Consider the following 22,600-nt stretch of genomic DNA (forward strand, 5'->3'; position numbering starts at 1 on the left):
CCATCAACGAATCAAGAGATTGCAATTGAGTAATTACAGCTTAGATTTTGCGGGGGACGAAGATTTTCGTCCCCTTGCTGCTCGTATGAGACCTGAAACTGTTGAACAGTATATTGGTCAGCAGCATATATTAGGTCCAGGTAAACCCCTTCGCAGAGCGTTGGAGGCGGGCCATATCCACTCCATGATTTTATGGGGGCCTCCGGGCACCGGTAAAACCACGCTGGCAGAAGTGGCAGCTAATTACGCCAATGCAGAAGTCGAGCGCGTGTCAGCAGTGACTTCGGGTGTAAAAGACATTCGTATCGCCATTGAAAAAGCGCGTGAGAACAAGCAAGCAGGGCGTAGAACGATTTTATTTGTGGACGAAGTCCATCGCTTTAACAAAAGCCAGCAAGATGCTTTTCTACCTCATATCGAAGATGGCACGGTTACGTTTATCGGCGCGACCACAGAAAACCCTTCTTTTGAGTTAAACAACGCTTTGTTATCACGTGCGCGTGTCTACAAACTGACTTCGCTTAATACTGAGGATATCTCCCTCGTCATTCGCCAAGCCATTGAAGATAAACAGCGTGGCTTGGGTGATGTGTCGGCTGATTTTGCTGATAACGTATTAGATCGTCTTGCGGAGCTGGTCAACGGTGATGCACGTATGTCGCTCAACTATCTAGAGCTGCTGTATGACATGGCGGAAGACAACGACAAAGGCGAGAAAGCGATAACATTGCAGTTGTTAGCTGAGGTGGCTGGTGAGAAGGTTGCTCGTTTCGATAACAAGGGTGATATTTGGTACGACCTAATCTCCGCCGTTCATAAGTCGATTCGAGGCTCTAATCCCGATGCTGCGTTGTATTGGTCGGCGCGAATGATTGCAGCGGGTTGTGACCCTTTGTATATAGTAAGACGCTTGCTGGCGATTGCTTCTGAAGATATTGGTAATGCTGATCCAAGAGCAATGCAGGTCGCAATGTCGGCTTGGGATTGCTTCACGCGTATTGGCCCAGCAGAAGGGGAGCGTGCGATTGCGCAGGCGGTTGTCTATTTAGCGTGTGCGCCAAAGAGTAACGCTGTTTACACGGCTTGGAAGCAAGCCTTAACGGATGCTCACAACCTTCCTGAATATGAAGTCCCTCATCATTTACGTAATGCACCCACAACTTTGATGAAGGACATGGGCTACGGGCAAGAATACCGTTATGCTCATGATGAACCAGGCGCCTACGCCGCTGGAGAAAAGTATTTGCCGCCTGAAATGGGCGAAACACAATACTATTTCCCAACAAAACGAGGCTTAGAGACCAAAATTGGCGAGAAGCTAGATTATCTGGCGGATTTGGACGCAAAAAGCCCACAAAAACGCTATGAAAAGTAGTCTTTTTTGGATATCGTTACCTAGTCATAAAAATTCAATTAAATCGTTACAAATTGGTCGAAATAGCACCAGTTTTAGGGGTTTAGCAGTGATTCAGTAGCAATCTACTGAATATTCAAATAACTAAAGCATAGGATTAGCAATGCTGGATTCTAAATTACTTCGAGCTGAGCTGGATGAAACAGCGGCAAAATTAGCACGTCGAGGCTTCACCCTTGATGTAGAGACAATTCGTGAACTTGAAGAAAAACGTAAGTCCCTTCAGATGAAAACTGAAGAGCTACAAGCGTTACGTAACTCTCGATCGAAGTCCATTGGTCAAGCGAAAGCAAAAGGCGACCATGAAGAAGCTGAGCGTATCCTTGCAGAAGTAGGCAACTTAGGCGCAGAACTAGACCAAGCTAAAGTAACATTGGCTGAGCTTCAATCTGAGCTAGAAACGATCACAATGTCAATTCCTAACCTACCTGACGCAGAAGTGCCAGACGGTAAAGATGAAGACGACAACGTAGAAGTTTCTCGTTGGGGTCAACCTAAGACTTACGACTTCGAAGTGAAAGATCACGTGGATCTTGGCGAAATGTCTGGCGGTCTTGATTTTGCTAGCGCAGTTAAAATCTCTGGTTCTCGTTTTATCGTGATGAAAGGCAAATTCGCACGTCTACACCGTGCTATTGCTCAGTTCATGCTGGACCTTCACACTGATGAGCACGGCTACACAGAAATGTACGTACCGTACCTAGTGAACCACGATAGCCTATACGGTACTGGTCAACTTCCTAAGTTCGGCGAAGACTTGTTCCACACAAGCCCGCTAACTGAGCAAGTAAGTGATGTACCGCTTAAGACGTTATCGCTTATCCCAACTGCGGAAGTACCGGTAACGAACATGGTTCGTGACACGATTACTGATGAAGCTGAACTGCCACTTAAGATGACAGCTCACACTCCATGTTTCCGTTCTGAAGCGGGTTCTTACGGTCGTGACACTCGTGGTCTTATCCGTATGCACCAATTCGACAAAGTTGAATTAGTACAAATTACTAAGCCAGAAGACTCAATGGCAGCGCTTGAAGAGCTAACAGGTCACGCTGAGAAAGTACTTCAACTTCTAGAGCTTCCTTACCGTAAAGTGATTCTATGTACGGGTGACATGGGCTTCGGTTCTGCGAAAACTTACGACTTAGAAGTCTGGGTTCCAGCACAAGAGACATACCGTGAAATTTCTTCTTGTTCAAACATGTGGGATTTCCAAGCGCGTCGTATGCAAGCTCGTTTCCGTCGTAAAGGCGAGAAGAAACCTGAACTTGTACACACACTTAACGGTTCTGGTCTTGCTGTTGGTCGTACTATGGTTGCTATTCTTGAGAACAACCAAGAAGCAGATGGCCGTATTGCTATCCCAACAGTACTTCAACCATACATGGGCGGCGTAACGCACATCGGCTAATGCCAATTTTGGTTAATCAAATTTAGATTAATCTGACTTGTTAGAATATTTAAAAGGCTTTGCTGTAATGGCAAAGCCTTTTTTGTATGCGGACGTTGTTTAAATAGAAGCTACATATATGAGAAGGCAGCCTCGGAAGTATTGTTTGCTTGTTTCCAGGCCAAGTCTGCTTGCTTACATGCCAGAAGCGCCTTTCGGTAATAGTTTTGATAGTTGTTTTGTGTCAGCTCATCAATCGTATAAAGCTGTGTGATCACTTCGTCACATTGCTTGATGATGGTTAGCACTTGTTTTGCACCCATTGAATCAGGCCAAATAACAGAGAGCAATTTTATCGTATTCATACATACGTTCTTGATCATCGGACATCGTTTATGAATATCTAAGTAAGCCACAAGCACCTGTTTGTAGTCTGACTTTGCTAGTTTGATGCCGATATTCTTCTCTTTGAGCCAGTTCATTTTTGCGGTGTTGCGATGTTTCATCTCAGTGCACATCGTTATCTGACTTGAAACCACTGTCTCGCTCGCTGTTTTCACTATCAACATGCTGCAACGGTTTTCCGCAATTTTAAACTCGTTTTCACAGCTCATCCTATCCAATAACCATGCATGGTGATAAATCACAGGGAAGGCATCAAAGTCATTCTTATCGTGCAATGCGGTTAGTATAGTGACTGCTTTTTGATATTGGTTAGCTTCCATCGCGATGTGAGCTGCGATAAGTGCTAAGTCAGTTTGAAGCCCTGATCTTGCCTCGGTAGGGATCTTCGAAATTAAGTAATTGACGTGACCCAAATTCGCTTGCTTATCGATGCCATCTGAGGCGCAATAGAGCAAGAATCGTATATGACTTAGCTTCATATATAGGTTGTCTCGAAAGGTGTCCTTATTGATTTGCACATGGTTTTGGTAGTGGAATAGCGCTGTTTTAGTATCATTAACCGATAAGCATAGATTTGCGATTGCAAGCTCTCTCTCAGAGTTACCTGGTGTTAGTTTACTCGCTAACTTGAAGTGAGCAATGGCTGCCGGAACCTTATTGCTGATCAGGTTTACTTGAGCTGCTTGGTCTCGATACAAAGTGCAGGTTGGCGCAGAATTGATCAAACTTTCAATCATCGACTGTGCTTCGCTAAGCTGCCCCAAATTCGCAAGGCTGTTTGCTAATCCTGCTTGAGCCCAATCAAAACTGCCTTCATCTATCGCTTTCTGATAGACATTCTTGGCTTCCTCGTAGAGCTCTAGTTTTGATAGAAAGCTCCCTCTAAATTGCTGGATTGTTGCGAAGTATTCGGGATGAAACGCGGCAAGCCCTTCGCAATGCTCTAGGCCCGCTTCATAGTTATTTTCTCTCTCAGCCTTATAAATGTCTTGTAAAATCAGCTTCTTCCTTAAGGAACTGGTGATGCGCTGTTTTAGAGTTTCGCGGTTAAACGGTTTTAACAAATAGTTGTCAGGTCGTAGTTCAAGGATAGGGCGTATCGATAGAGCTGAATTTTCACCTGTAACAAGAATAAATATTCCGTCATCTTTTAATCTGTTGGCTTGCTTCAATTCTTCAAATAGCTGTTTGCCGTTGATCGTGTTACCAAAGTTGTAATCACAAATGATGACATCAAAAGTTGAGTCATTCGTGATGGTCATTGCAACACGAGGTGATTTCGCAATGGCAATCAAACGTTCTGAAAAACCAATATGAACCAGCATGTTACGAATGGTTGATAACACTATCGTTGAGTCATCAATGATAAGTGCATTTAGTTGGGTTAATTTCATGCTTACTTTAAATTATTTACTGACGTGAATTACGTAGCTATTGCGGATTGTCTTGATGTCTTGCACGACCGACAAAACAAGAAGCGTTAGGTTTCTACGAAGTTGATATAAGCCTTCGCTAGAATTGGATTCTTTTTTTGCGAATATTTTTATCTAATAGGAGTTAAAAATATTGGCTAATTTGATTCTGAGATGAACTCGAATAAGGAAGGTCATTCATTATATTCAGTCCCAAAATGGCGCGTATTTTATGACGGCTTTTTACCCGATAGGTAACACTCTTTTGCTAATTGTTTTTATGGAGACGATTAAATTTATTTGTGGGGTTTTTCGAGTTCAAATCAAAGATAAAACAATGGCTTGGGGTGTGTTTGTTGGCTGGTTTTTCACGTGAAGGATAAGCCGCCGTTAGTATTTTATGGGCGGCTTATAGGTTTTCTAAATGATGTTTGTTAAATCAACTTGGTTTGAAGCAAGCAGATTGTTGGAGGGCTTTGTCAATAGATGAAACAAGTTGTTCGATGTGCTCAGCCTTGCTAATGAAAGGAGGCATCATATAAATCAACTTCCCGAACGGACGTATCCAAACGCCTTGTTCAACAAAGTGAGCTTGGATGGTTTCCATATCGACAGGTGTGTGGGTTTCAACGACGCCAATGGCGCCCAACCAGCGAACATCTTTGACAAGAGCATGCTTGAGTAGAGGCGGTAGTAACTCAGAAAAGAGTTGTTCAATCTGATGAGTCTGATTTTGCCAATGACCTTGCTCTATGATGGACAAACTTGCCGCACCTACTGCACAAGCTAAAGGGTTGCCCATGAAGGTTGGCCCGTGCATAAAGCACCCGGCTTCACCGCCACATACCGTGTCGGCGACATCTTTACTCGCAAGCGTCGCTGACAGCGTCATGTAGCCACCAGTTAAAGCCTTCCCTACGCATAAGATATCAGGTTGAACATCGGCATGTTCGCAAGCAAACAATTTCCCTGTACGGCCAAAGCCGGTCGCAATCTCATCCAAGATCAGTAAGACGTTGAATTCATCACACAGCAAGCGTACTTGTCTCAGGAATTCAGGGTGGTAGATGCGCATACCGCCAGCGCCTTGAACGATTGGTTCTAAGATCACAGCTGCCACTTCTTTGTGGTGGACCGTTAGCTTTTCTCGAAAGCTATCGATGTCACTGGAGTTCCACTCATCCCAGAAGCCAGTTTTTGGTGAATCGGCAAAGACGTGTTCAGGCAAAAATCCCTTGTAGAGACTATGCATTGAGTTATCAGGATCGGTCACTGACATTGCCGCAAAGGTATCACCGTGGTAACCATCTCTTAGTGTGAGGAACTTTGAACGAGGTTGTCCTTTAGCGTGCCAATATTGCAGTGCCATCTTGAGGCTAACCTCTACGGCTACTGAACCTGAATCAGCCAAGAATACGTGCTCGAGATTATTTGGTGCTAGGTTCAAAAGTTTCTTACATAAATCGATAGCAGGCTGGTGGGTGATACCTCCAAACATAACATGCGAAACCTTATCGATTTGGCTGTGAGCTGCAGCATTGAGCTCTGGATGATTGTAGCCGTGGATGGTTGACCACCAAGAGGACATACCATCAATAATTCGTTTTCCGCCCTCTAATTCTAGGTAAACGCCGTCTGCGTTAGTGACTGGGTAGCAGGTCAGAGGTGTCAACGTTGATGTATAAGGATGCCAGATATGCTGGCGGTCAAAGGCGAGATCCATAGTAACTTCCATTCTTGGTGTGGTTAAAAAGTAACCAGATGTAAACTTTTGATATTATCAATGTGTTGACAGTCTAAAGCTTGTCGGTAGACTATCCAAGCATAAATACAATCTCTATTGATAGAGATGTAACATCAAATAATAAAAAAGGATCGACACGTGGAAGTTCGTCATGACTGGACAGTTGCTGAAGTAAGAGCACTGCTTGAAAAACCGTTTATGGATTTAATGTTTGAAGCTCAAGTGGTTCATAGACAGTACCAAGAGCACAACCACGTGCAGGTGAGTACACTGTTATCGATTAAGACAGGTGCTTGTCCTGAAGATTGTAAGTACTGCCCTCAGAGTGCTCACTACCGAACGGATGTCGACAAAGAACGCTTAATGGAAGTCGAGCGTGTTTTGGATGCGGCGCAAAAAGCTAAGAACGCGGGCTCGACTCGCTTCTGTATGGGCGCCGCATGGAAAAACCCGAAAGAACGCGATATGCCTCACCTAACTGACATGATCAAAGGTGTGAAAGGCATGGGCCTAGAAACATGTATGACACTAGGCATGTTAACGCCTGATCAAGCAGGTGAGTTAGCGGACGCAGGTTTGGATTACTACAACCATAACCTTGATACGTCTCCGGAGTTCTACGGAAGCATTATCACCACTCGTACTTACCAAGACCGTTTAGATACGCTATCTCATGTGCGTGATGCCGGTATGAAGATCTGTTCTGGTGGTATTATTGGTATGGGCGAAAGTACTAATGACCGTGCAGGCCTGCTGGTAGAGCTTGCGAACCTTCCTGTTCACCCAGAAAGTGTACCAATCAACATGCTCGTAAAAGTCAAAGGCACACCGATGGAAAACGTCGATGATGTTGAGTCTTTCGACTTCGTCAAACTGATAGCGATTGCTCGTATCATGATGCCAATGTCTGCGGTTCGTTTATCAGCAGGCCGTGAGAACATGAACGAACAGATGCAGGCGATGTGTTTCATGGCGGGTGCGAATTCTATCTTCTACGGCTGTAAGCTACTGACTACGCCAAACCCAGATGAAGACACGGACATGCAGCTGTTTAAGAAGTTAGGTATCAACAGCCAACAGGTGGCTCAGAAGCCAGACGAAATTCAAGAAAATGAACTGTTAGATCAAGTGGTGGAGCGCGTTGCTGCTCGTCCAACGAAAGATGACATGTTCTACGATGCCACTGTTTAAATCTCGCATCAAAAGTGCCCTTGCTCATCGCCGTGAGCAAGGGTTAACTCGTCAACTTAAGGTGCTCGAAAACAGCAATAGCCCTTTGCTCAATAGTGAAGGTTCTCGCTTTATTAACTTTTCGAGTAATGATTACCTAGGCTTGGCAAACGATCCTGAACTGGTCGATGCATGGCAAACCGGACTTTCCAAATATGGTGCTGGAAGTGCAGCATCGCCATTGGTCACGGGTTTTAGTCCTGCTCATCGAAATTTAGAGGCTCAGCTGTGTGAATGGCTTGGCTTTGAACGTGCCATTCTATTTAGTTCTGGTTTCAGTGCTAATCAAGCTTTGTTGTTTTCTCTGCTCGATAAAGACGACTCTCTGTTGCAAGACAAACTTAACCACGCCTCATTGATGGAAGCGGGGATGCTTTCACCTGCAACCATGAAACGCTTTAAGCACAACGACACGCAACATTTAGAGTCGCTATTGAGTCGCACTCCACAATCCTTGGTCGTGACTGAAGGTGTGTTCAGCATGGATGGCGATCAAGCGCCTCTCAGCCGGATATCTAACCTAACTCATCAATACGACAGTTGGTTGGTGGTTGATGATGCCCACGGTATCGGCGTATTAGGTGATAAAGGGGCAGGGAGCTGCAGTGCGGCACAAATCTCCCCCGATATTTTGGTGGTGACCTTTGGTAAAGCATTTGGCCTTTCTGGTGCTGCGATTCTTTGTTCGTCAGAAGTGGGTGATTACTTAACTCAGTTTGCTCGGCATCATGTGTATTCGACGGCGATGCCACCTTCACAAGCGGTGGCTTTATCTCATGCGTGTCAGATGATTCAGACGCAAGAGTGGCGTCGTGAGAAGTTGACAGAACTTGGCGCCCTTTATGCTGAGCAGATGAGTGGCGTGAAAGGCTTTATTGATACTCAGACGCCGATCAAGCCATTTTTAATCGGCGAAGCCCAAGCTGCACTATCTATTGCTGAAGAGTTAAAGCGCAATCAAGTTTGGGTAACGGCAATAAGGCCACCAACGGTGCCTATTGGGACTGCTCGTTTGCGTATTACCTTAACGGCGAACCATAGTCAGGAACAGATTCTTCAGTTAACTGACTCGTTGCTTCAAGCAATAGAGCGAAGCAACGACTCTGGAAGCAAACCAAGCATAGAATCAAGCTTTGAATTAAAGAAAGAGGCTCAGTAAATGTCACAAGAAGCAGTAGTGCATAATTACGTAAGCCAAGATAAGAGTGCGATTGCTGAAGCCTTCGGCAAAGCAGCTGCAACCTATGACAAACACGCTGAGTTTCAGCGCGATGTAGGCCACCGACTATTGGATAAGCTACCGAGTGACCTCTCTGGGTTAAAGGTGCTCGATCTAGGTTGTGGTACAGGGTATTTCTCTGAACAGTTAGTTAAGCGAGGTGCTGCAGTGGTATGTGCTGACCTTTCCAATGGAATGTTGGACGAAGCAAAACAGCGCTGTGGTGTATCAGTCTCTTCATATCAACAAGCCGATGCCGAGCAATTACCGTTTGAAGACGGGCACTTTGACATCGTTTTCTCTAGCCTTGCGTTGCAATGGTGTGACGACTTGTCGTCGCCTTTGAGAGAGATGAAGCGTGTTACAGCGGTTGGTGGACGTGTTATTTTCTCAACTTTGCTTGATGGATCACTGTTTGAACTGAAAAAGTCGTGGTCCAAAATTGACGCACATCAACACGTTAACCATTTTATTACAATCAATCAGGTAAAAATTGCGTTAGCGCAATCTAGCTGTACTGCTCATCAACTAGACTTGCCCACCATCACCGTTTGGTACGACACTGCGTTTGAACTGATGCGCGACCTTAAAGGTATCGGCGCTAATCACGTAAGTGGTCGCTCACAAGGTTTAACAAGTCGCCGAATGTTGCGGCTTGTTGAGCGGGAATATAGAGAGTTTAAAAACCATCAAGGTTTCTTACCAGCAACATATCAAGTTTGTTTAGGGGTTATTCAATTATGATTGATGCATTATTCATTGCAGGTACGGATACCGAAGTGGGAAAAACTGTGGTTTCAAAAGCGATTCTTCAAGCTTTAGCCGCACAAGAGTTATCAACAATAGGCTACAAGCCAGTTGCCGCAGGGTGTGAACAATCCCCTGAGGGATTACGTAATAGTGATGCACTGCATCTTCAAGAAGCTGCGACGCAAGATATCGCCTACGAAGACGTTAACCCGTATGCGTTGTTGCTACCATCATCACCACACATTGCAGCAAAGCATGATGGTGTCGTGATTGATGAAACCGTATTATCAGCTAAGTTGGCAGAGCATAAGCGAAACTCTGACATCGTGTTAGTTGAAGGTGCTGGTGGTTGGCGTGTACCGGTTTCTGATGAAGAATATTTGTCTAGCTGGGTCAAAAAAGAGCAGCTGCCAGTGGTATTGACGGTCGGTATTAAGCTTGGCTGTTTGAGTCATGCACTGCTAACCGCAGAAGTAATTCGTGCTGATGGACTGAACCTAGTGGGTTGGGTTGCAAACCGCATTAACCCAGGTACTGAACATTACGCTGAAATTATAGCGATGCTTGAAGATAAGCTAGGTGCACCGAAGTTAGGTGAAATTCCGTATGTGCCAAGAGCAAAGTCTAAGAACATTGGTAAGTATATTGATATACAGCCATTGCTCGACCTTTAAACTTCGAGTTATACGTTAAACAAGAAAAGGGCTGCGATTGCAGCCCTTTTGCTATGTTAAGCCTTTTGGCCATGAGTTTATAAACAACTGGCCTTTGAACAAGTCGCTATGGGTTAGTGTTCTTTTGTAAGTCCCATTAGTGCTTGCTGTGTTTCTGTGATTTTTGTCTGTGCCGTTTGCGGTGTTAGGATCCCAATCTGCTTTTTTGCTTCTTCTTCAGTAATCCCTAGGTGACAGCACAGTAAATCGATAGCCATTTGAGTGTTAGTACCTTCAACCATGATTCTTCCCTTTTTGTACATGGACTAGCCAATAAATCATCTGAAGCCACTGTAAACGGATTGTTATACCGACACCATACGACTTAGGTCTAATAGACTGGAGGTGATTCGAATATGGTCTCGTAATCAAATGTTGCAATTTAATGCTTAACCTTGTTTTCTTAATCTAAGACTATATGTATAAGTAAGTATAAGTCTTCAAGGTTGGAATAAATTGCTGTCTGCCTTGTCTATAATAATAAGTTTTATAAAAACAGCTTTCATGCGGAGATAAGTAATGAAGCGAGTAATGTTGTTCCTTGCAACCAACCTAGCGGTTGTATTGGTACTAAGTGTTGTTCTTAATATTGTATACGCAGTTACAGGTATGCAACCTGGTAGCCTATCAGGCTTATTGGTGATGGCTGCAGTATTTGGCTTTGGTGGCTCATTCATTTCATTGATGATGTCAAAGAAAATGGCGCTACGATCGGTAGGCGGTATGGTCATTGAAAGTCCACGTAACGAAACCGAACATTGGTTGATGGAGACAGTAAGCCGTCAGTCTCAACAAGTTGGTATTGGTATGCCAACGGTGGCGATTTACGATTCGCCAGACATCAACGCGTTTGCGACGGGCGCTAAGCGTAATGATTCATTAGTAGCAGTCTCTACGGGTCTGCTACACAACATGACGCGTGATGAAGCTGAAGCAGTGTTAGCGCATGAAGTGAGTCACATCGCGAACGGTGATATGGTGACCATGACGCTAATGCAGGGCGTGGTGAACACGTTCGTTATCTTCCTATCTCGTTTCATCGCCAACATTGTTGCGTCGAATGACAACGAAGAAGAGGGTGGCAGCAACATGATGGTGTACTTTGGTGTGTCTATGGTGCTGGAATTAGTATTTGGTTTCTTAGCAAGCTTCATTACGATGTGGTACAGCCGTCATCGTGAATTCCATGCCGATGCAGGTGCTGCGCACTTAGTAGGTAAAGAGAAGATGATAGCAGCACTAGAACGTCTTAAGGTGAGCCATGAGCCACAACTAGAAGGTTCTATGATGGCATTTGGTATCAACGGCAAGAAATCGCTTACTGAGCTTCTGATGAGCCACCCACCACTAGACAAGCGTATTGCATCTCTACGTAACATGTAATCGCTACGTAATTCTCAGTCGCTAGTCGACAAGAGACCTTTTAAAGGCTTCCTTCGGGAGGCCTTTTTTGATTTTGGTGTTCAAGACAGTAAGTATCCGAGGGATATGTGTCTGGTGATAGAGGGTTACTAGTGATGAAGCGTTGCGATATTTATTGGTTGATATCGCACGGACTGACATGTATAGGGTAATTAGGAGGGGGGCTATGTTCTTTTGATTACAGCTCTTGCTCAGTGCACTTTCTTCCGCTCAACAAAAAGGCTTCCACATGGGAAGCCTTAGTCTATTCTGTGATTCGAAATTCGAATCTTACAGCTTGTCAGTTAGCTCGATAGCTTGACCGATGTAGTTCGCTGGAGTCATCTCTTTCAGACGAACTTTCTCGTCTGCAGGGATTTCAAGGCCGTCGATGAATGCACGCATGCCTTCGCCATCTACACGTTTACCACGAGTTAGCTCTTTTAGCTTCTCGTATGGCTTCTCGATGCCGTAACGGCGCATTACTGTTTGTACTGGTTCTGCTAGTACTTCCCAGTTCTTGTCTAGTTCAGCAAGTAGCGCTTCACGGTTAACTTCTAGCTTACTAATACCTTTCAGAGTCGAAGTGTATGCAATGATAGCGTAGCCAACACCAACACCTAGGTTACGAAGAACCGTAGAGTCAGTAAGGTCACGCTGCCAGCGAGAAACTGGAAGTTTTTGTGCAAGGTGGCTGAATACTGCGTTTGCTAGACCAAGGTTGCCTTCAGAGTTTTCGAAGTCAATTGGGTTAACTTTATGCGGCATTGTAGAAGAACCGATTTCGCCAGCAATAGTCTTCTGCTTGAAGTGACCAAGAGCGATGTAGCCCCAAACGTCACGGTCGAAGTCTAGAAGGATAGTGTTGAAACGTGCAACTGCATCAAAAAGCTCAGCGATGTAATCGTGAGGTTCGATTTGAGTTGTGTACGGGTTCCAAGTTACGCCAAGAGATTCAGTGATGAACTCTTCGCTGAACTGGTGCCATTCAACTTCTGGGTATGCAGAAAGGTGTGCGTTGTAGTTACCTACAGCACCGTTGATTTTCGCTAGGATCTCAACGTTTTCGATTTGCTTGTATTGACGTTCCATACGGTACGCAACGTTAGCCATCTCTTTACCCATAGTAGAAGGAGAAGCAGGCTGACCGTGCGTACGAGACAGTAATGGAATGTCACGGTACTCGTTCGCAAGCGCTTTGATAGCATCAATTACGTTACGGATTTCTGGAAGAATCACTGTGTCACGAGCTTCTTTAAGCATAAGCGCGTGAGATGTGTTGTTGATGTCTTCAGAAGTACATGCAAAGTGAATAAATTCGTTTACAGCGTGAAGTTCAGGAGCGCCAGCAACTTTCTCTTTCAAGAAGTACTCAACCGCTTTAACGTCGTGGTTAGTCGTGCGCTCGATCTCTTTGATACGTAGAGCATCTTCTTCACTGAAGTTAGCAGCTAGTTCATCAAGAAACTGGTTAGCTTCTGCACTGAACGCTGGTACTTCTTTGATTGCATCTGTAGCTGCAAGCTTTTGTAACCAACGAACTTCAACGATAGAGCGGTACTTTAGTAGGCCAAACTCACTAAAGATGCTGCGTAATGCAACAGTCTTGCTTCCGTAACGGCCGTCTACTGGTGAAACAGCAGTCAATGCTGACAGTTCCATGGTGTTCTCCTGAATTGAATTTTCTAAATTTTGAGAGGTTTATACCAGTAACAATCTCAATTGTCACGCATATTGCGCAATCGTTTGCGTGAGAGTTGTGTTGGTACAAAAAACAAGCTCGCGACGAGGCGCGAGCTAATAAATCACATGCGAGCTAGCAGGATTTGAGCCTGCTCGATCATCTTCTTGCGACCGAAGATAAGGTGGCGACGTTTACCGCCAACTTGACGCCATAACACAGCGCTTCGAATTCCTGATAACAGCAGGGCACGAACCTTATGCTGGCTCGACGTCTGTTGAAGTACAGCTGGCGTACCAGAAACCTGAATACGCGGGCCGATAGGGCTCACAACATCAAGGTAGATACTGGCTAGGTTGCTGATCATTTGCTCGTCAAACAGATCAAAGTGTTCAGTTTGACGTTCTGCAGTTTGAATACGGTCGCCAAGCTGAGACATAGAGTCGTTACGAGAAGATAGCTTACGCTCAAGTGCCATCAAGCTGATGATGTAGCGAGTAATATCGCTACCAGCGGGAGTACTATCGATACCTTTTACTAAGCACTTAAGGCCAAGCTTTAGGTTCGCTTCACGTCCAAAGACACCCACGGTGTTCGCTGGATTGGTATTTAAAATGGCACTGAGTGAAGCTTCGAAGGCATCTTTATCACAATGGCCGTCTTTCGCTACTTGTTGAACCAAAGCCACAGCTTGGCAAATTCCAGCGAAAGCAATAGTACGGTCATAAAGTGTATTAGCCACGTAGTAACTCCTAGTTGTCTTCTATTGTTTGTCGTTCGATTATTGGTTAGATGCGCTTTTCAATGATACCACCACCAAGACATACGTTGTCTAGGTAGAACACTGCTGATTGACCTGGGGTCACCGCAATTTGTGGTTCGTCAAAAATAACCTTAATGTTATCATCATCAATTGGGATGATTGTACAAGGAATATCGGTCTGACGGTAACGTGTTTTTACCGTGCACGTCATAACTTCAGTAATTGGTGTGCGATTAACCCAATGAAGCTGAGAAGCGATCAAACCTTCTGATTTTAAAAGAGGGTGGTCTTTACCTTGTACCGCGATCAGAACATTACGTTTAAGATCTTTTTCACCAACAAACCATGGTTCTTCATTACCGCCGCCACCTTTGGTGCCACCGATATGCAGGCCTTTACGTTGGCCTAGTGTGTGGTACATCAAGCCTTGGTGTTGCCCAATAACTTGGCCTTCTGGTGTCTCGATGTTTCCCGGTTGAGCGGGTAGGTATTTGCCTAAGAACTCAGTGAACTTGCGCTCACCAATAAAGCAGATGCCTGTTGAATCTTTCTTTTTCGCAGTGATCAAGTCTTGCTCTTCAGCAATACGTCGTACTTCTGGCTTCTCTAATTCACCCACAGGGAATAGGCTGCGTGCCACTTGATCTGAGCTTAGCGTATAAAGGAAATAACTTTGGTCTTTATTGCCGTCTAGGCCGCGTAGCATTTCTGGCTTCGCACCAGCGTCTAGCTCTTCTTGTGTTGGGAAAGTACGACGAACATAGTGACCCATCGCGATGTAGTCTGCGTCTAATACTTCATCCGCAAACTCTAAGAATGCTTTGAATTTGATTTCTTTGTTACAAAGGATATCTGGGTTCGGTGTACGACCCGCTTTGTATTCTTCCAGAAAGTACTCGAATACATTATCCCAGTACTCTGCTGCAAAGTTGATAGTGTGAAGGTGGATACCTAACTTGTCACATACCGCTTGAGCATCAGCAAGGTCTTCAGCTGCCGTGCAGTATTCTTCGTTATCGTCTTCTTCCCAGTTTTTCATGAAAAGGCCTTCTACCTGATAGCCTTGTTGCTGAAGAAGATACGCCGATACTGACGAATCTACACCGCCGGACATACCGACAATTACTTTCTTTTCGCTGTTTCCAGAGCTGATATCTGACATGTCTAAACACCGTTACTATTACTTGGTCGCAGATTCTAACAGAAAGAGAAACACCGTGACAGATCCGAGACCGGAATCACAGTTTCATTTGCACAAATAATGCGCTGACTTCGTTAGAGAATCGCATGAACGCGAGGAGACTCGCTAGGATGTCAGATCTATATGTGGCATAGTCGCTCAAAATCCAAGAGCTGAGATAAAAAATGTCTGAACAAAATGAGTTTATGCAAGAAGAACAGTTGATCGAGATTATCGAGAACCAACTTGAAGATGGACAACCAGTAAAAGTTAAAGAGACGCTAATGCGTTTAATGATGACAGGTACACCTCGTGAAGAGGCAATTGCAGCGATGGCATGTGCACTGGCAATTGAAGTATTTGATGTAATGAAAAACGGCGCAGAGTTTAATCAGAAACGTTACGCCGAGCATTTGGGCATGCTGCCTGATCTTAGCTTTATGGAAGGCGAATAAAAAAATAGCCTAGCAAACGTTTGCTATAGTTTGAAAGATTGCCGCGTTAAATATAGCGCGGTAGAATCCGCCACCTATTTCCCCTTGACTTAGACTAGCCCTATGAAATTCCCTGGACAACGTAAATCAAAGCACTATTTTCCGGTTCACGCTCGTGACCCTTTAGTAAGCCAAGCTCAAACGAGCAAAAGAATGTCACGTACCCATATTATCGGTATTGACCAAACTTTGGTGGATATTGAAGCAAAGGTGAGTTCTGAGCTAATCGAGAAATATGGCTTAAGTAAGGGACACTCTTTGGTTATTGGTGATGAAGCTGCTGAATCTTTGTATCAAGAATTAAAAGAACAGTGCCTGATCACTAATGAATACGCAGGTGGCACGATCGGTAACACATTACACAATTACTCAGTATTGGCGGATGACCGTTCAACACTGTTAGGTGTAATGAGCCAAGATATTAAAATTGGTAGCTACGGTTACCGCTATTTATGTAATACATCAAGCAGAATGGATCTGAACCATTTACAAGGGGTAGATGGCGCAATTGGTCGCTGCTTTGCATTAATTACAGAAGATGGTGAACGTACTTTCGCAATTAGCGAAGGACAAATGAACCAATTAAAACCAGAAAGCATCCCTGAGAAAATTTTCAAAAGTGCTTCTGCTTTAGTATTAACGGCGTATTTAGTTCGTTGTAAACCAGGTGACCCTATGCCTGAAGCAACAATGAAAGCTATTGAGTACGCGAAGAAATACGATGTACCTGTTGTTTTAACGCTTGGTACTAAATTCGTTATTCAAGATGATCCAGAGTTTTGGAAAGATTTCCTTGAACAACATGTAACCGTTGTTGCAATGAACGAAGACGAGGCTGAAGCATTAACTGGTGAAAGCGATCCTCTAGCTGCTTCAGACAAAGCACTAGATTGGGTAGACTTAGTTCTATGTACAGCAGGCCCTGTGGGCTTGTTTATGGCGGGTTACACAGAAGATGCAGTGAAGCGTGAAACATCATTACCGTTGTTACCAGGCTCGATTGCTGAATTTAACCGTTATGAGTTTAGTCGTCCCGCACATAAAGATTTATGCGAAAATCCAACGAAAATCTATTCGCATATCGCACCTTACATGGGCGGCCCAGAAAAGATTAAGAATACTAATGGTGCCGGTGATGCTGCGTTGTCTGCTCTATTACATGATATGGCCGCTAATAAGTACCATAAAGAAAATGTGCCTAACTCAAGTAAGCATCAGCATTCATTCTTGACGTATTCTTCTTTCTCACAAGTTTGTAAATATTCAAACCGCGCAAGTTATGAAGTATTAGTTCAGCACTCGCCACGATTATCTCGAGGCCTTCCTGAAAGAGAAGATAGTCTAGAAGAAGCGTACTGGGAAAGATAAGGCATTTTTTTGATTTATATTTCTAATAGTGAAATATAAAAAAGGCTCCGAAAGGAGCCTTTTTTGTTTCTGAATATATTGAAGCCGTAAATAATACTTTAGTCGACTTAAATATTAATTCTATTGCTTAGTGGGTTATTGATTATTCACTTAGCAAACTCGATGCCTTAAAGAGCAAACTCTTCTAGAGATTTACCAGCATCTAGTTGTTCTTGGATAGCTGAAGGCGTACGGCCTTGACCTGTCCAAGTTTTCTCGTCGCCATTCGCGTCTACGTATTTGTATTTCGCAGGGCGAGGAGCACGTTTAGATTTTGTTGTTTTAGATTTTGCTTCACCAGAAAGTGCAGCAATAAGATCGGCAACATCGATTCCGTCTTTTGCAATTTGTTCTGCGATAGCAGAAAGTTTAGCTTCTTGCTCTGCTTTTGCTGCGCGTTCTTCAGCTTCAGACTCTTGACGTTCTTGTACAACAATAGTCAGCTTGTCTAGCGCTTCTTCAAGTTGCTCAAGAGTTAATTCACGTGAGAACGCACGAAGGCTACGGATATTTAATAGAGTTTTTGTTAATTCAGACATGATATTTCCCATCAAGGTAAACTAAATAATCCTCCTAATAATAAACAGAGGCTAAGAATAAAACAAATAGTATTTCTTCTATTAGTTATTTAAATAAAAAAATGAGACGAGTGCTTTAAGATGAAAAGATAGACCTCTAATGAACTTATAATAACTATTAAGAATATCTTTAAAAAAAACAGGTGAGATCTGATATGTGTTAAGTGGAGTAATCCGTAAAAGTTGACTATTCTTCTATTGATTACTTCATTAACAAAAAACTATTTTTCTCGGAATGATATGTTGCATTGTTGCTATTGATGGGTACAATTGCGGCTACCTGATGCGGTGCTTTGGTTAATCTGTTGTTAAACTCTGGTTTACACGGTTAATAATGTTACCGCACGTAGAGGTGCAATTATAAAGAGTAGTTTTCGTTGGGGTGATGCCAATGAACGGGAATGAAAGGTGTAATTGCCGAAGTAAATTGTATATCTAAGCAATTTGCTGGGGTTGTGCTCAATAGGTACAACACTGCCATAGTCTTAATTTTAAACTATGGAGCGCTACTGTAGGGTTGGGTGAAGTGTTCACTTCCCTTTCGCTTAGTTCAACATGAGCTTGATAAGCCGTATCAAGTTTATCTGCAGTAGATCTCTAGCCAAATAAAAAACTGGTTTTTGAAGATCATGAATTTAATAGATTTTGCAACATCGCCTTTATCGCTGCTTCCTCCCTTGGTTGCCTTGACTCTTGCTATTGTTACCCGTCGTGTATTAGTTTCCTTGGGTGTCGGTATCGTCATGGGTGCGATTCTACTTGCTGACTACTCAGTAGGTAACGCAGCTAGCTACGTCTTTACTAAAGTATCTGGTGTTTTCATCGAAGATGGTGGTATTAACACTTGGAACATGAGCATCGTTGCTTTCCTAATTATCCTTGGAATGACAACGGCATTATTAACACTGTCTGGCGGTACTCGCGCATTCGCTGAGTGGGCACAGTCTCGTGTTAAGAGCAAACGTGGTTCAAAACTACTTGCTGCCTTCTTAGGCGTATTCATCTTTGTTGATGATTACTTCAACAGCTTAGCGGTAGGTGCCATCTCTCGCCCTGTAACTGACCGCTTCTACGTATCTCGCGCTAAGCTAGCTTATATCCTAGATTCAACTGCTGCTCCTATGTGTGTGATCATGCCGGCTTCTAGCTGGGGTGCTTACATAATCACTATCATTGGTGGCATCTTAGTGACACACGGTGTGACAGAGTATTCTGCACTGGGTGCTTACGTTCGCCTTATCCCAATGAACTTCTACGCTGTGTTCGCACTATTAATGGTGTTTGCCGTTGCGTGGTTTGGTTTAGATGTTGGCAAAATGCGCGAGCATGAGATTGAAGCCTCTCAAGGCCGTGGTTTTGAAGGTGATAATGATCAAAAGCAAGCGCACGATCTAAACGAAGAGCTAGATATTCAAGAGAGCGAAAACGGTTCTGTTTCTGATCTCGTTATGCCAATCGTAGCGTTAATCGTCGCGACGGTTGCAGCAATGCTTTACACCGGTGGCCAAGCGCTTACTGCTGATGGTCAAGCATTCAACTTGCTTGGTGCATTTGAAAATACAGATGTAGGTAAGTCTCTGGTTTACGGTGGTGTTATTGGTTTACTCGTTGCGCTAGCAACGGTATTCAAACAGAAACTGCCTATGGCTGATATCACAAGAACAATGTGGATTGGTGCAAGCTCAATGTTTGGCGCTATCCTTATCCTTGTATTTGCATGGACGATTGGTTCTGTTATTGGCGACATGAAAACAGGTTCGTACCTATCCTCTCTAGCAACAGGTAACATCGATTACCACTGGCTACCGGTTATCTTGTTCCTTCTTGCTGGCCTAATGGCGTTCTCGACAGGTACATCTTGGGGTACGTTCGGTATCATGTTACCGATTGCGGGTGACATGGCTGCTGCCTCTGACATCGCGCTAATTCTTCCTATGCTAAGTGCGGTTCTTGCGGGTTCTGTATTTGGTGATCACTGTTCTCCAATCTCGGATACAACGATTCTGTCTTCTACAGGTGCGCGTTGTAACCACATTGACCACGTATCGACTCAGCTCCCTTACGCGCTGTCTGTGGCGTTCGTATCGTGTATTGGTTTTATCACCCTAGGAATGACATCATCAACTGGCATTGCATTTGGCGCAGCGTCTCTAACGTTTGTTGCGGTATGTTTTGCATTGGCTTATTTCTCTCGTTGCAAGATAGCAACGTGTAAAAGCTAATCATCATTTGATTGAATAATGAGAAGGGAGGCGTTTGCCTCCCTTTTTTTGTGTTCGTTAATTTAATTTTAAATTTCGTGAAAAAAGTTCGAATAAATGGTTGAAAAAGGGTGTCAGCTTAGTTAGTGTGGAGACAAGACAGCAAACAACCTAAGAGCTGATAAGTATGCGTAAATTAGTAATGAACATTCATCACCATCATCACCCTATCTAGTCTTTCGGGGAGATTTACGTATACCCGGGAGCAAGAATTCTCCCGGAGGTTAAGTCAAAGAATTTAGATTTAAACCCTCGGGACGACAAAGTCTTCCGAGGGTTTTTTAGTTTTAGCACTTTTAAATAATCAATAAATTCAAATATTTGCACAGGGATACAGCAATGCAGACACAACGCCTAAGAATCGCAATTCAAAAGAAAGGTCGCTTAAGTAAAGAGTGCCAAGATCTACTTAAAAAGTGTGGTGTGAAATTTAACATCATGGGTGAGCGCTTAGTTGTTCATTCACTAAATATGCCAATCGACTTGTTACTCGTTCGTGATGACGACATCCCAGGCCTTATCATGGATGGTGTGGTTGACCTTGGTTTTATCGGTGAGAATGAACTAGAAGAAGTTCGCCTAGACCGTGTCGCTCTAAAGGAGCCTTCAGAGTTTCGTACACTACGTCGTTTAGACTTCGGTGGTTGCCGCCTTTCTATCGCAATCAACAAAGATGAAGAATACAACGGCCCACAAGACCTAGCGGGTAAACGTATTGCGACAACTTACCCACAATTACTAAAAGCCTACATGGACGAGCAGGGTGTTGAATTCAGCGCTTGTATGCTAACGGGTTCAGTTGAAGTTGCCCCTCGCGCAGGTCTAGCAGACGCTATCGCAGATTTAGTTTCTACAGGTGCAACGCTAGAAGCAAACGGTCTAAAGGAAGCAGAGGCTATCTTCCAATCTAAAGCAACACTGATTCAACGTGTTGGTGATTTCGATGCAGACAAAACGGCATTGATTGAAAAACTACTGACTCGTATGCAGGGTGTTCAACAAGCGAAAGAGTCGAAGTACATCATGCTTCACGCACAAACGTCTCAGCTAGAGCAAATCAAAGCTCTACTACCTGGGGCTGAAGATCCTACGGTTCTTCCTCTATCTACAGACAAAGACAAAGTTGCCGTTCACCTCGTAAGTACAGAGAACTTGTTCTGGGAAACTATGGAACAGCTGAAAGAGTTGGGTGCAAGCTCGATTCTAGTATTACCAATCGAAAAAATGATGGGGTAGTGACGATGAGAACCGTTGTTTGGCAATCTTTAAGTGAATCACAGCAAGACTCGGTATTAGAGCGTCCAGCTATTACTGAAGGTGCAAACATCACAGCGACTGTTTCTGATGTTATTGCAAAAGTACGAAATGAAGGCGATGCCGCACTTAAGGAACTGACTGAAAAGTTCGATGGTGTGACTCCAGAATCTATCCGAGTTAGTTCGGGTGAGATCGAAGAGGCATGTGCTCGTCTAACACCAGAGATGAAGCAAGCGTTGGAGCAAGCTTACAGCAACATTGCTAAGTTTCACGAAGCTCAAAAGCCACAGCCAATTAAGGTTGAAACACAGCCTGGTGTTGTGTGTGAGCAGGTGACGCGCGCGATTAATACTGTTGGACTTTATATTCCGGGTGGCAGCGCGCCACTTCCGTCAACGGTTCTTATGTTAGGTGTACCCGCTCAAATCGCGGGTTGCCGCAAGGTTGTGCTTTGTTCACCTCCGCCAATCGCGGATGAAATCTTGTATGTCGCTAATCTTTGTAAAATCGATGAGGTTTACAATGTAGGTGGTGGTCAAGCCGTTGCGGCGATGGCTTACGGTACGGAGAGTGTCTCTAAAGTAGATAAAATTTTCGGTCCTGGTAATGCGTATGTAACGGAAGCTAAGCGCCAAGTGAGTAACGACTTCCGTGGTTCTGCGATTGATATGCCGGCAGGCCCATCGGAGGTGATGGTGATTGCAGACGAAACTGCGGATGCTGACTTCATTGCTGCTGATCTACTGAGCCAAGCTGAACATGGCCCAGATTCACAGGTTGTATTAGTAACACCATCGCCAGTTATTGCCGACCAAGTAACCGATGCGGTTCAGAAGCAACTGAAAGAACTGTCTCGTGCGAACATCGCTCAGCAAGCATTGGCTTCAAGCCTAATCATCATTGCTGAATCGATCACTCAAGCGATTGCGATTTCTAACTTCTACGGTCCAGAGCACTTGATTGTTCAGACCAAGAACCCACGTGAATTGCTGCCGTTGTTAGACAATGCAGGCTCAATCTTCCTTGGTGACTGGTCTCCAGAGTCTGCAGGTGACTACGCATCAGGTACAAACCACGTTCTTCCTACTTACGGCTATACCAAAACCTATTCAAGTCTAGGTTTGGCTGATTTCTCTAAGCGTATGACGGTACAAGAGTTAACGGCTGATGGCTTGAAAGGTCTAGCGCCAACGGTAGTCACAATGGCGGAAGCCGAAGGTTTGGATGCGCACAAACGTGCTGTGACCATCCGAGTTGAAAAATTAAATCGATTTGAACAGTTAAATCAAGCGAAATAAGGG

General features: G+C 44.2%; 19 protein-coding genes, 1 riboswitch and 1 other annotated feature. Of the genes, 12 read left to right on the forward strand and 7 right to left on the reverse strand.

Annotation, left to right across the window (positions count from 1 at the left end):
- The first annotated feature begins 19 nt into the window (after nt 1-19).
- Nucleotides 20-1,375: a replication-associated recombination protein A gene (locus AB4180_RS02095; protein WP_017098146.1), complete on the forward strand. Its 1,356-nt coding sequence runs from the start codon at nt 20-22 to the stop codon at nt 1,373-1,375.
- A gap of 142 nt (nt 1,376-1,517) precedes the next feature.
- Complete coding sequence (serS, locus tag AB4180_RS02100) at nt 1,518-2,825, forward strand: serine--tRNA ligase (RefSeq protein WP_004734554.1); 1,308 nt, start codon at nt 1,518-1,520, stop codon at nt 2,823-2,825.
- Nucleotides 2,826-2,935: 110 nt separating this feature from the next.
- On the opposite strand, the gene AB4180_RS02105 is transcribed toward serS, so the two are convergent.
- Entirely contained in the window at nt 2,936-4,603 is a 1,668-nt protein-coding gene (locus AB4180_RS02105; RefSeq protein WP_102250135.1) for a response regulator, read from the reverse strand.
- A gap of 457 nt (nt 4,604-5,060) precedes the next feature.
- The gene (gene bioA, locus AB4180_RS02110) at nt 5,061-6,344 is read right to left on the reverse strand and encodes an adenosylmethionine--8-amino-7-oxononanoate transaminase (RefSeq protein ID WP_102250134.1); all 1,284 of its coding nucleotides are present in this window, start codon (nt 6,342-6,344) and stop codon (nt 5,061-5,063) included.
- Nucleotides 6,345-6,503: 159 nt separating this feature from the next.
- On the opposite strand from bioA, the gene bioB reads away from it, so the two are divergent.
- From bioB to bioD, 4 genes are read left to right on the forward strand one after another with little or no spacing between them, the layout of a single operon-like run.
- The gene (gene bioB / locus AB4180_RS02115) at nt 6,504-7,556 is read left to right on the forward strand and encodes a biotin synthase BioB (RefSeq protein WP_009848820.1); all 1,053 of its coding nucleotides are present in this window, start codon (nt 6,504-6,506) and stop codon (nt 7,554-7,556) included.
- Nucleotides 7,543-8,754: an 8-amino-7-oxononanoate synthase gene (bioF, locus tag AB4180_RS02120; RefSeq protein WP_029223964.1), complete on the forward strand. Its 1,212-nt coding sequence runs from the start codon at nt 7,543-7,545 to the stop codon at nt 8,752-8,754. The genes bioB and bioF overlap by 14 nt, the downstream gene beginning before the upstream one ends.
- Complete coding sequence (gene bioC / locus AB4180_RS02125) at nt 8,755-9,558, forward strand: malonyl-ACP O-methyltransferase BioC (RefSeq protein WP_017098151.1); 804 nt, start codon at nt 8,755-8,757, stop codon at nt 9,556-9,558.
- Nucleotides 9,555-10,238, forward strand: coding sequence for a dethiobiotin synthase (bioD, locus tag AB4180_RS02130; RefSeq protein ID WP_029223965.1), 684 nt, complete (start codon nt 9,555-9,557; stop codon nt 10,236-10,238). Before bioC ends, bioD begins: the two co-directional genes overlap by 4 nt.
- Before the next feature lie 113 nt (nt 10,239-10,351).
- Here the strand turns inward: bioD and AB4180_RS02135 are convergent, their stop codons facing one another.
- On the reverse strand, nt 10,352-10,519 hold the full coding sequence (locus AB4180_RS02135) for a hypothetical protein (RefSeq protein WP_017078977.1): 168 nt from the start codon (nt 10,517-10,519) through the stop codon (nt 10,352-10,354).
- Nucleotides 10,520-10,796: 277 nt separating this feature from the next.
- On the opposite strand from AB4180_RS02135, the gene htpX reads away from it, so the two are divergent.
- Entirely contained in the window at nt 10,797-11,660 is an 864-nt protein-coding gene (htpX, locus tag AB4180_RS02140) for a protease HtpX (RefSeq protein WP_017098153.1), read from the forward strand.
- Nucleotides 11,661-11,969: 309 nt separating this feature from the next.
- Here the strand turns inward: htpX and purB are convergent, their stop codons facing one another.
- The 3 genes from purB to mnmA form a co-directional block, all read right to left on the reverse strand.
- Nucleotides 11,970-13,340, reverse strand: a complete 1,371-nt coding sequence (gene purB, locus AB4180_RS02145) for an adenylosuccinate lyase (protein WP_017098154.1) — start codon at nt 13,338-13,340, stop codon at nt 11,970-11,972.
- Between the two features lie 143 nt (nt 13,341-13,483).
- Nucleotides 13,484-14,101, reverse strand: coding sequence for a high frequency lysogenization protein HflD (gene hflD / locus AB4180_RS02150; protein WP_017098155.1), 618 nt, complete (start codon nt 14,099-14,101; stop codon nt 13,484-13,486).
- 46 nt (nt 14,102-14,147) lie between these two features.
- Nucleotides 14,148-15,284, reverse strand: a complete 1,137-nt coding sequence (gene mnmA, locus AB4180_RS02155) for a tRNA 2-thiouridine(34) synthase MnmA (protein ID WP_017098156.1) — start codon at nt 15,282-15,284, stop codon at nt 14,148-14,150.
- 203 nt (nt 15,285-15,487) lie between these two features.
- On the opposite strand from mnmA, the gene AB4180_RS02160 reads away from it, so the two are divergent.
- Both AB4180_RS02160 and AB4180_RS02165 read left to right on the forward strand, forming a co-directional pair.
- Nucleotides 15,488-15,757 (forward strand): hypothetical protein, encoded by a 270-nt coding sequence (locus tag AB4180_RS02160; RefSeq protein WP_004734567.1) that lies wholly within the window; start codon nt 15,488-15,490, stop codon nt 15,755-15,757.
- Between the two features lie 102 nt (nt 15,758-15,859).
- Nucleotides 15,860-17,164: an inosine/guanosine kinase gene (locus AB4180_RS02165; RefSeq protein ID WP_009848810.1), complete on the forward strand. Its 1,305-nt coding sequence runs from the start codon at nt 15,860-15,862 to the stop codon at nt 17,162-17,164.
- Nucleotides 17,165-17,331: 167 nt separating this feature from the next.
- Here the strand turns inward: AB4180_RS02165 and AB4180_RS02170 are convergent, their stop codons facing one another.
- Nucleotides 17,332-17,742: an H-NS family nucleoid-associated regulatory protein gene (locus AB4180_RS02170; protein ID WP_012604381.1), complete on the reverse strand. Its 411-nt coding sequence runs from the start codon at nt 17,740-17,742 to the stop codon at nt 17,332-17,334.
- Nucleotides 17,743-18,120: 378 nt separating this feature from the next.
- Nucleotides 18,121-18,298, forward strand: a riboswitch (Lysine riboswitch).
- 112 nt (nt 18,299-18,410) lie between these two features.
- Here AB4180_RS02170 and AB4180_RS02175 point away from each other — a divergent pair.
- From AB4180_RS02175 to hisD, 3 genes are all read left to right on the forward strand, one after another.
- Complete coding sequence (locus tag AB4180_RS02175) at nt 18,411-20,003, forward strand: Na+/H+ antiporter NhaC family protein (protein WP_029223134.1); 1,593 nt, start codon at nt 18,411-18,413, stop codon at nt 20,001-20,003.
- Nucleotides 20,004-20,192: 189 nt separating this feature from the next.
- Nucleotides 20,193-20,328: a sequence feature (His leader region), on the forward strand.
- 53 nt (nt 20,329-20,381) lie between these two features.
- Nucleotides 20,382-21,278: an ATP phosphoribosyltransferase gene (hisG, locus tag AB4180_RS02180; protein WP_102250133.1), complete on the forward strand. Its 897-nt coding sequence runs from the start codon at nt 20,382-20,384 to the stop codon at nt 21,276-21,278.
- On the forward strand, nt 21,278-22,597 hold the full coding sequence (gene hisD / locus AB4180_RS02185) for a histidinol dehydrogenase (protein ID WP_102250132.1): 1,320 nt from the start codon (nt 21,278-21,280) through the stop codon (nt 22,595-22,597). Before hisG ends, hisD begins: the two co-directional genes overlap by 1 nt.
- Nucleotides 22,598-22,600 lie beyond the last annotated feature (3 nt).

The organism is Vibrio sp. 10N.286.49.C3 (assembly GCF_041469545.1).
In the GTDB taxonomy this organism is placed as follows: Bacteria; Pseudomonadota; Gammaproteobacteria; order Enterobacterales; family Vibrionaceae; genus Vibrio; species Vibrio tasmaniensis_A.

Coding starts and splice junctions, on each gene's coding strand:
- serS (WP_004734554.1), top strand. CDS start 1,518: ATGCTGGATTCTAAATTACTTCGAGCTGAGCTGGATGAAACAGCGGCA.
- hisG (WP_102250133.1), top strand. CDS start 20,382: ATGCAGACACAACGCCTAAGAATCGCAATTCAAAAGAAAGGTCGCTTA.
- bioC (WP_017098151.1), top strand. CDS start 8,755: ATGTCACAAGAAGCAGTAGTGCATAATTACGTAAGCCAAGATAAGAGT.
- htpX (WP_017098153.1), top strand. CDS start 10,797: ATGAAGCGAGTAATGTTGTTCCTTGCAACCAACCTAGCGGTTGTATTG.
- mnmA (WP_017098156.1), bottom strand. CDS start 15,284: ATGTCAGATATCAGCTCTGGAAACAGCGAAAAGAAAGTAATTGTCGGT.
- AB4180_RS02175 (WP_029223134.1), top strand. CDS start 18,411: ATGAATTTAATAGATTTTGCAACATCGCCTTTATCGCTGCTTCCTCCC.
- AB4180_RS02135 (WP_017078977.1), bottom strand. CDS start 10,519: ATGGTTGAAGGTACTAACACTCAAATGGCTATCGATTTACTGTGCTGT.
- bioD (WP_029223965.1), top strand. CDS start 9,555: ATGATTGATGCATTATTCATTGCAGGTACGGATACCGAAGTGGGAAAA.
- bioF (WP_029223964.1), top strand. CDS start 7,543: ATGCCACTGTTTAAATCTCGCATCAAAAGTGCCCTTGCTCATCGCCGT.
- bioA (WP_102250134.1), bottom strand. CDS start 6,344: ATGGATCTCGCCTTTGACCGCCAGCATATCTGGCATCCTTATACATCA.
- AB4180_RS02105 (WP_102250135.1), bottom strand. CDS start 4,603: ATGAAATTAACCCAACTAAATGCACTTATCATTGATGACTCAACGATA.
- AB4180_RS02160 (WP_004734567.1), top strand. CDS start 15,488: ATGTCTGAACAAAATGAGTTTATGCAAGAAGAACAGTTGATCGAGATT.
- AB4180_RS02165 (WP_009848810.1), top strand. CDS start 15,860: ATGAAATTCCCTGGACAACGTAAATCAAAGCACTATTTTCCGGTTCAC.
- purB (WP_017098154.1), bottom strand. CDS start 13,340: ATGGAACTGTCAGCATTGACTGCTGTTTCACCAGTAGACGGCCGTTAC.
- AB4180_RS02170 (WP_012604381.1), bottom strand. CDS start 17,742: ATGTCTGAATTAACAAAAACTCTATTAAATATCCGTAGCCTTCGTGCG.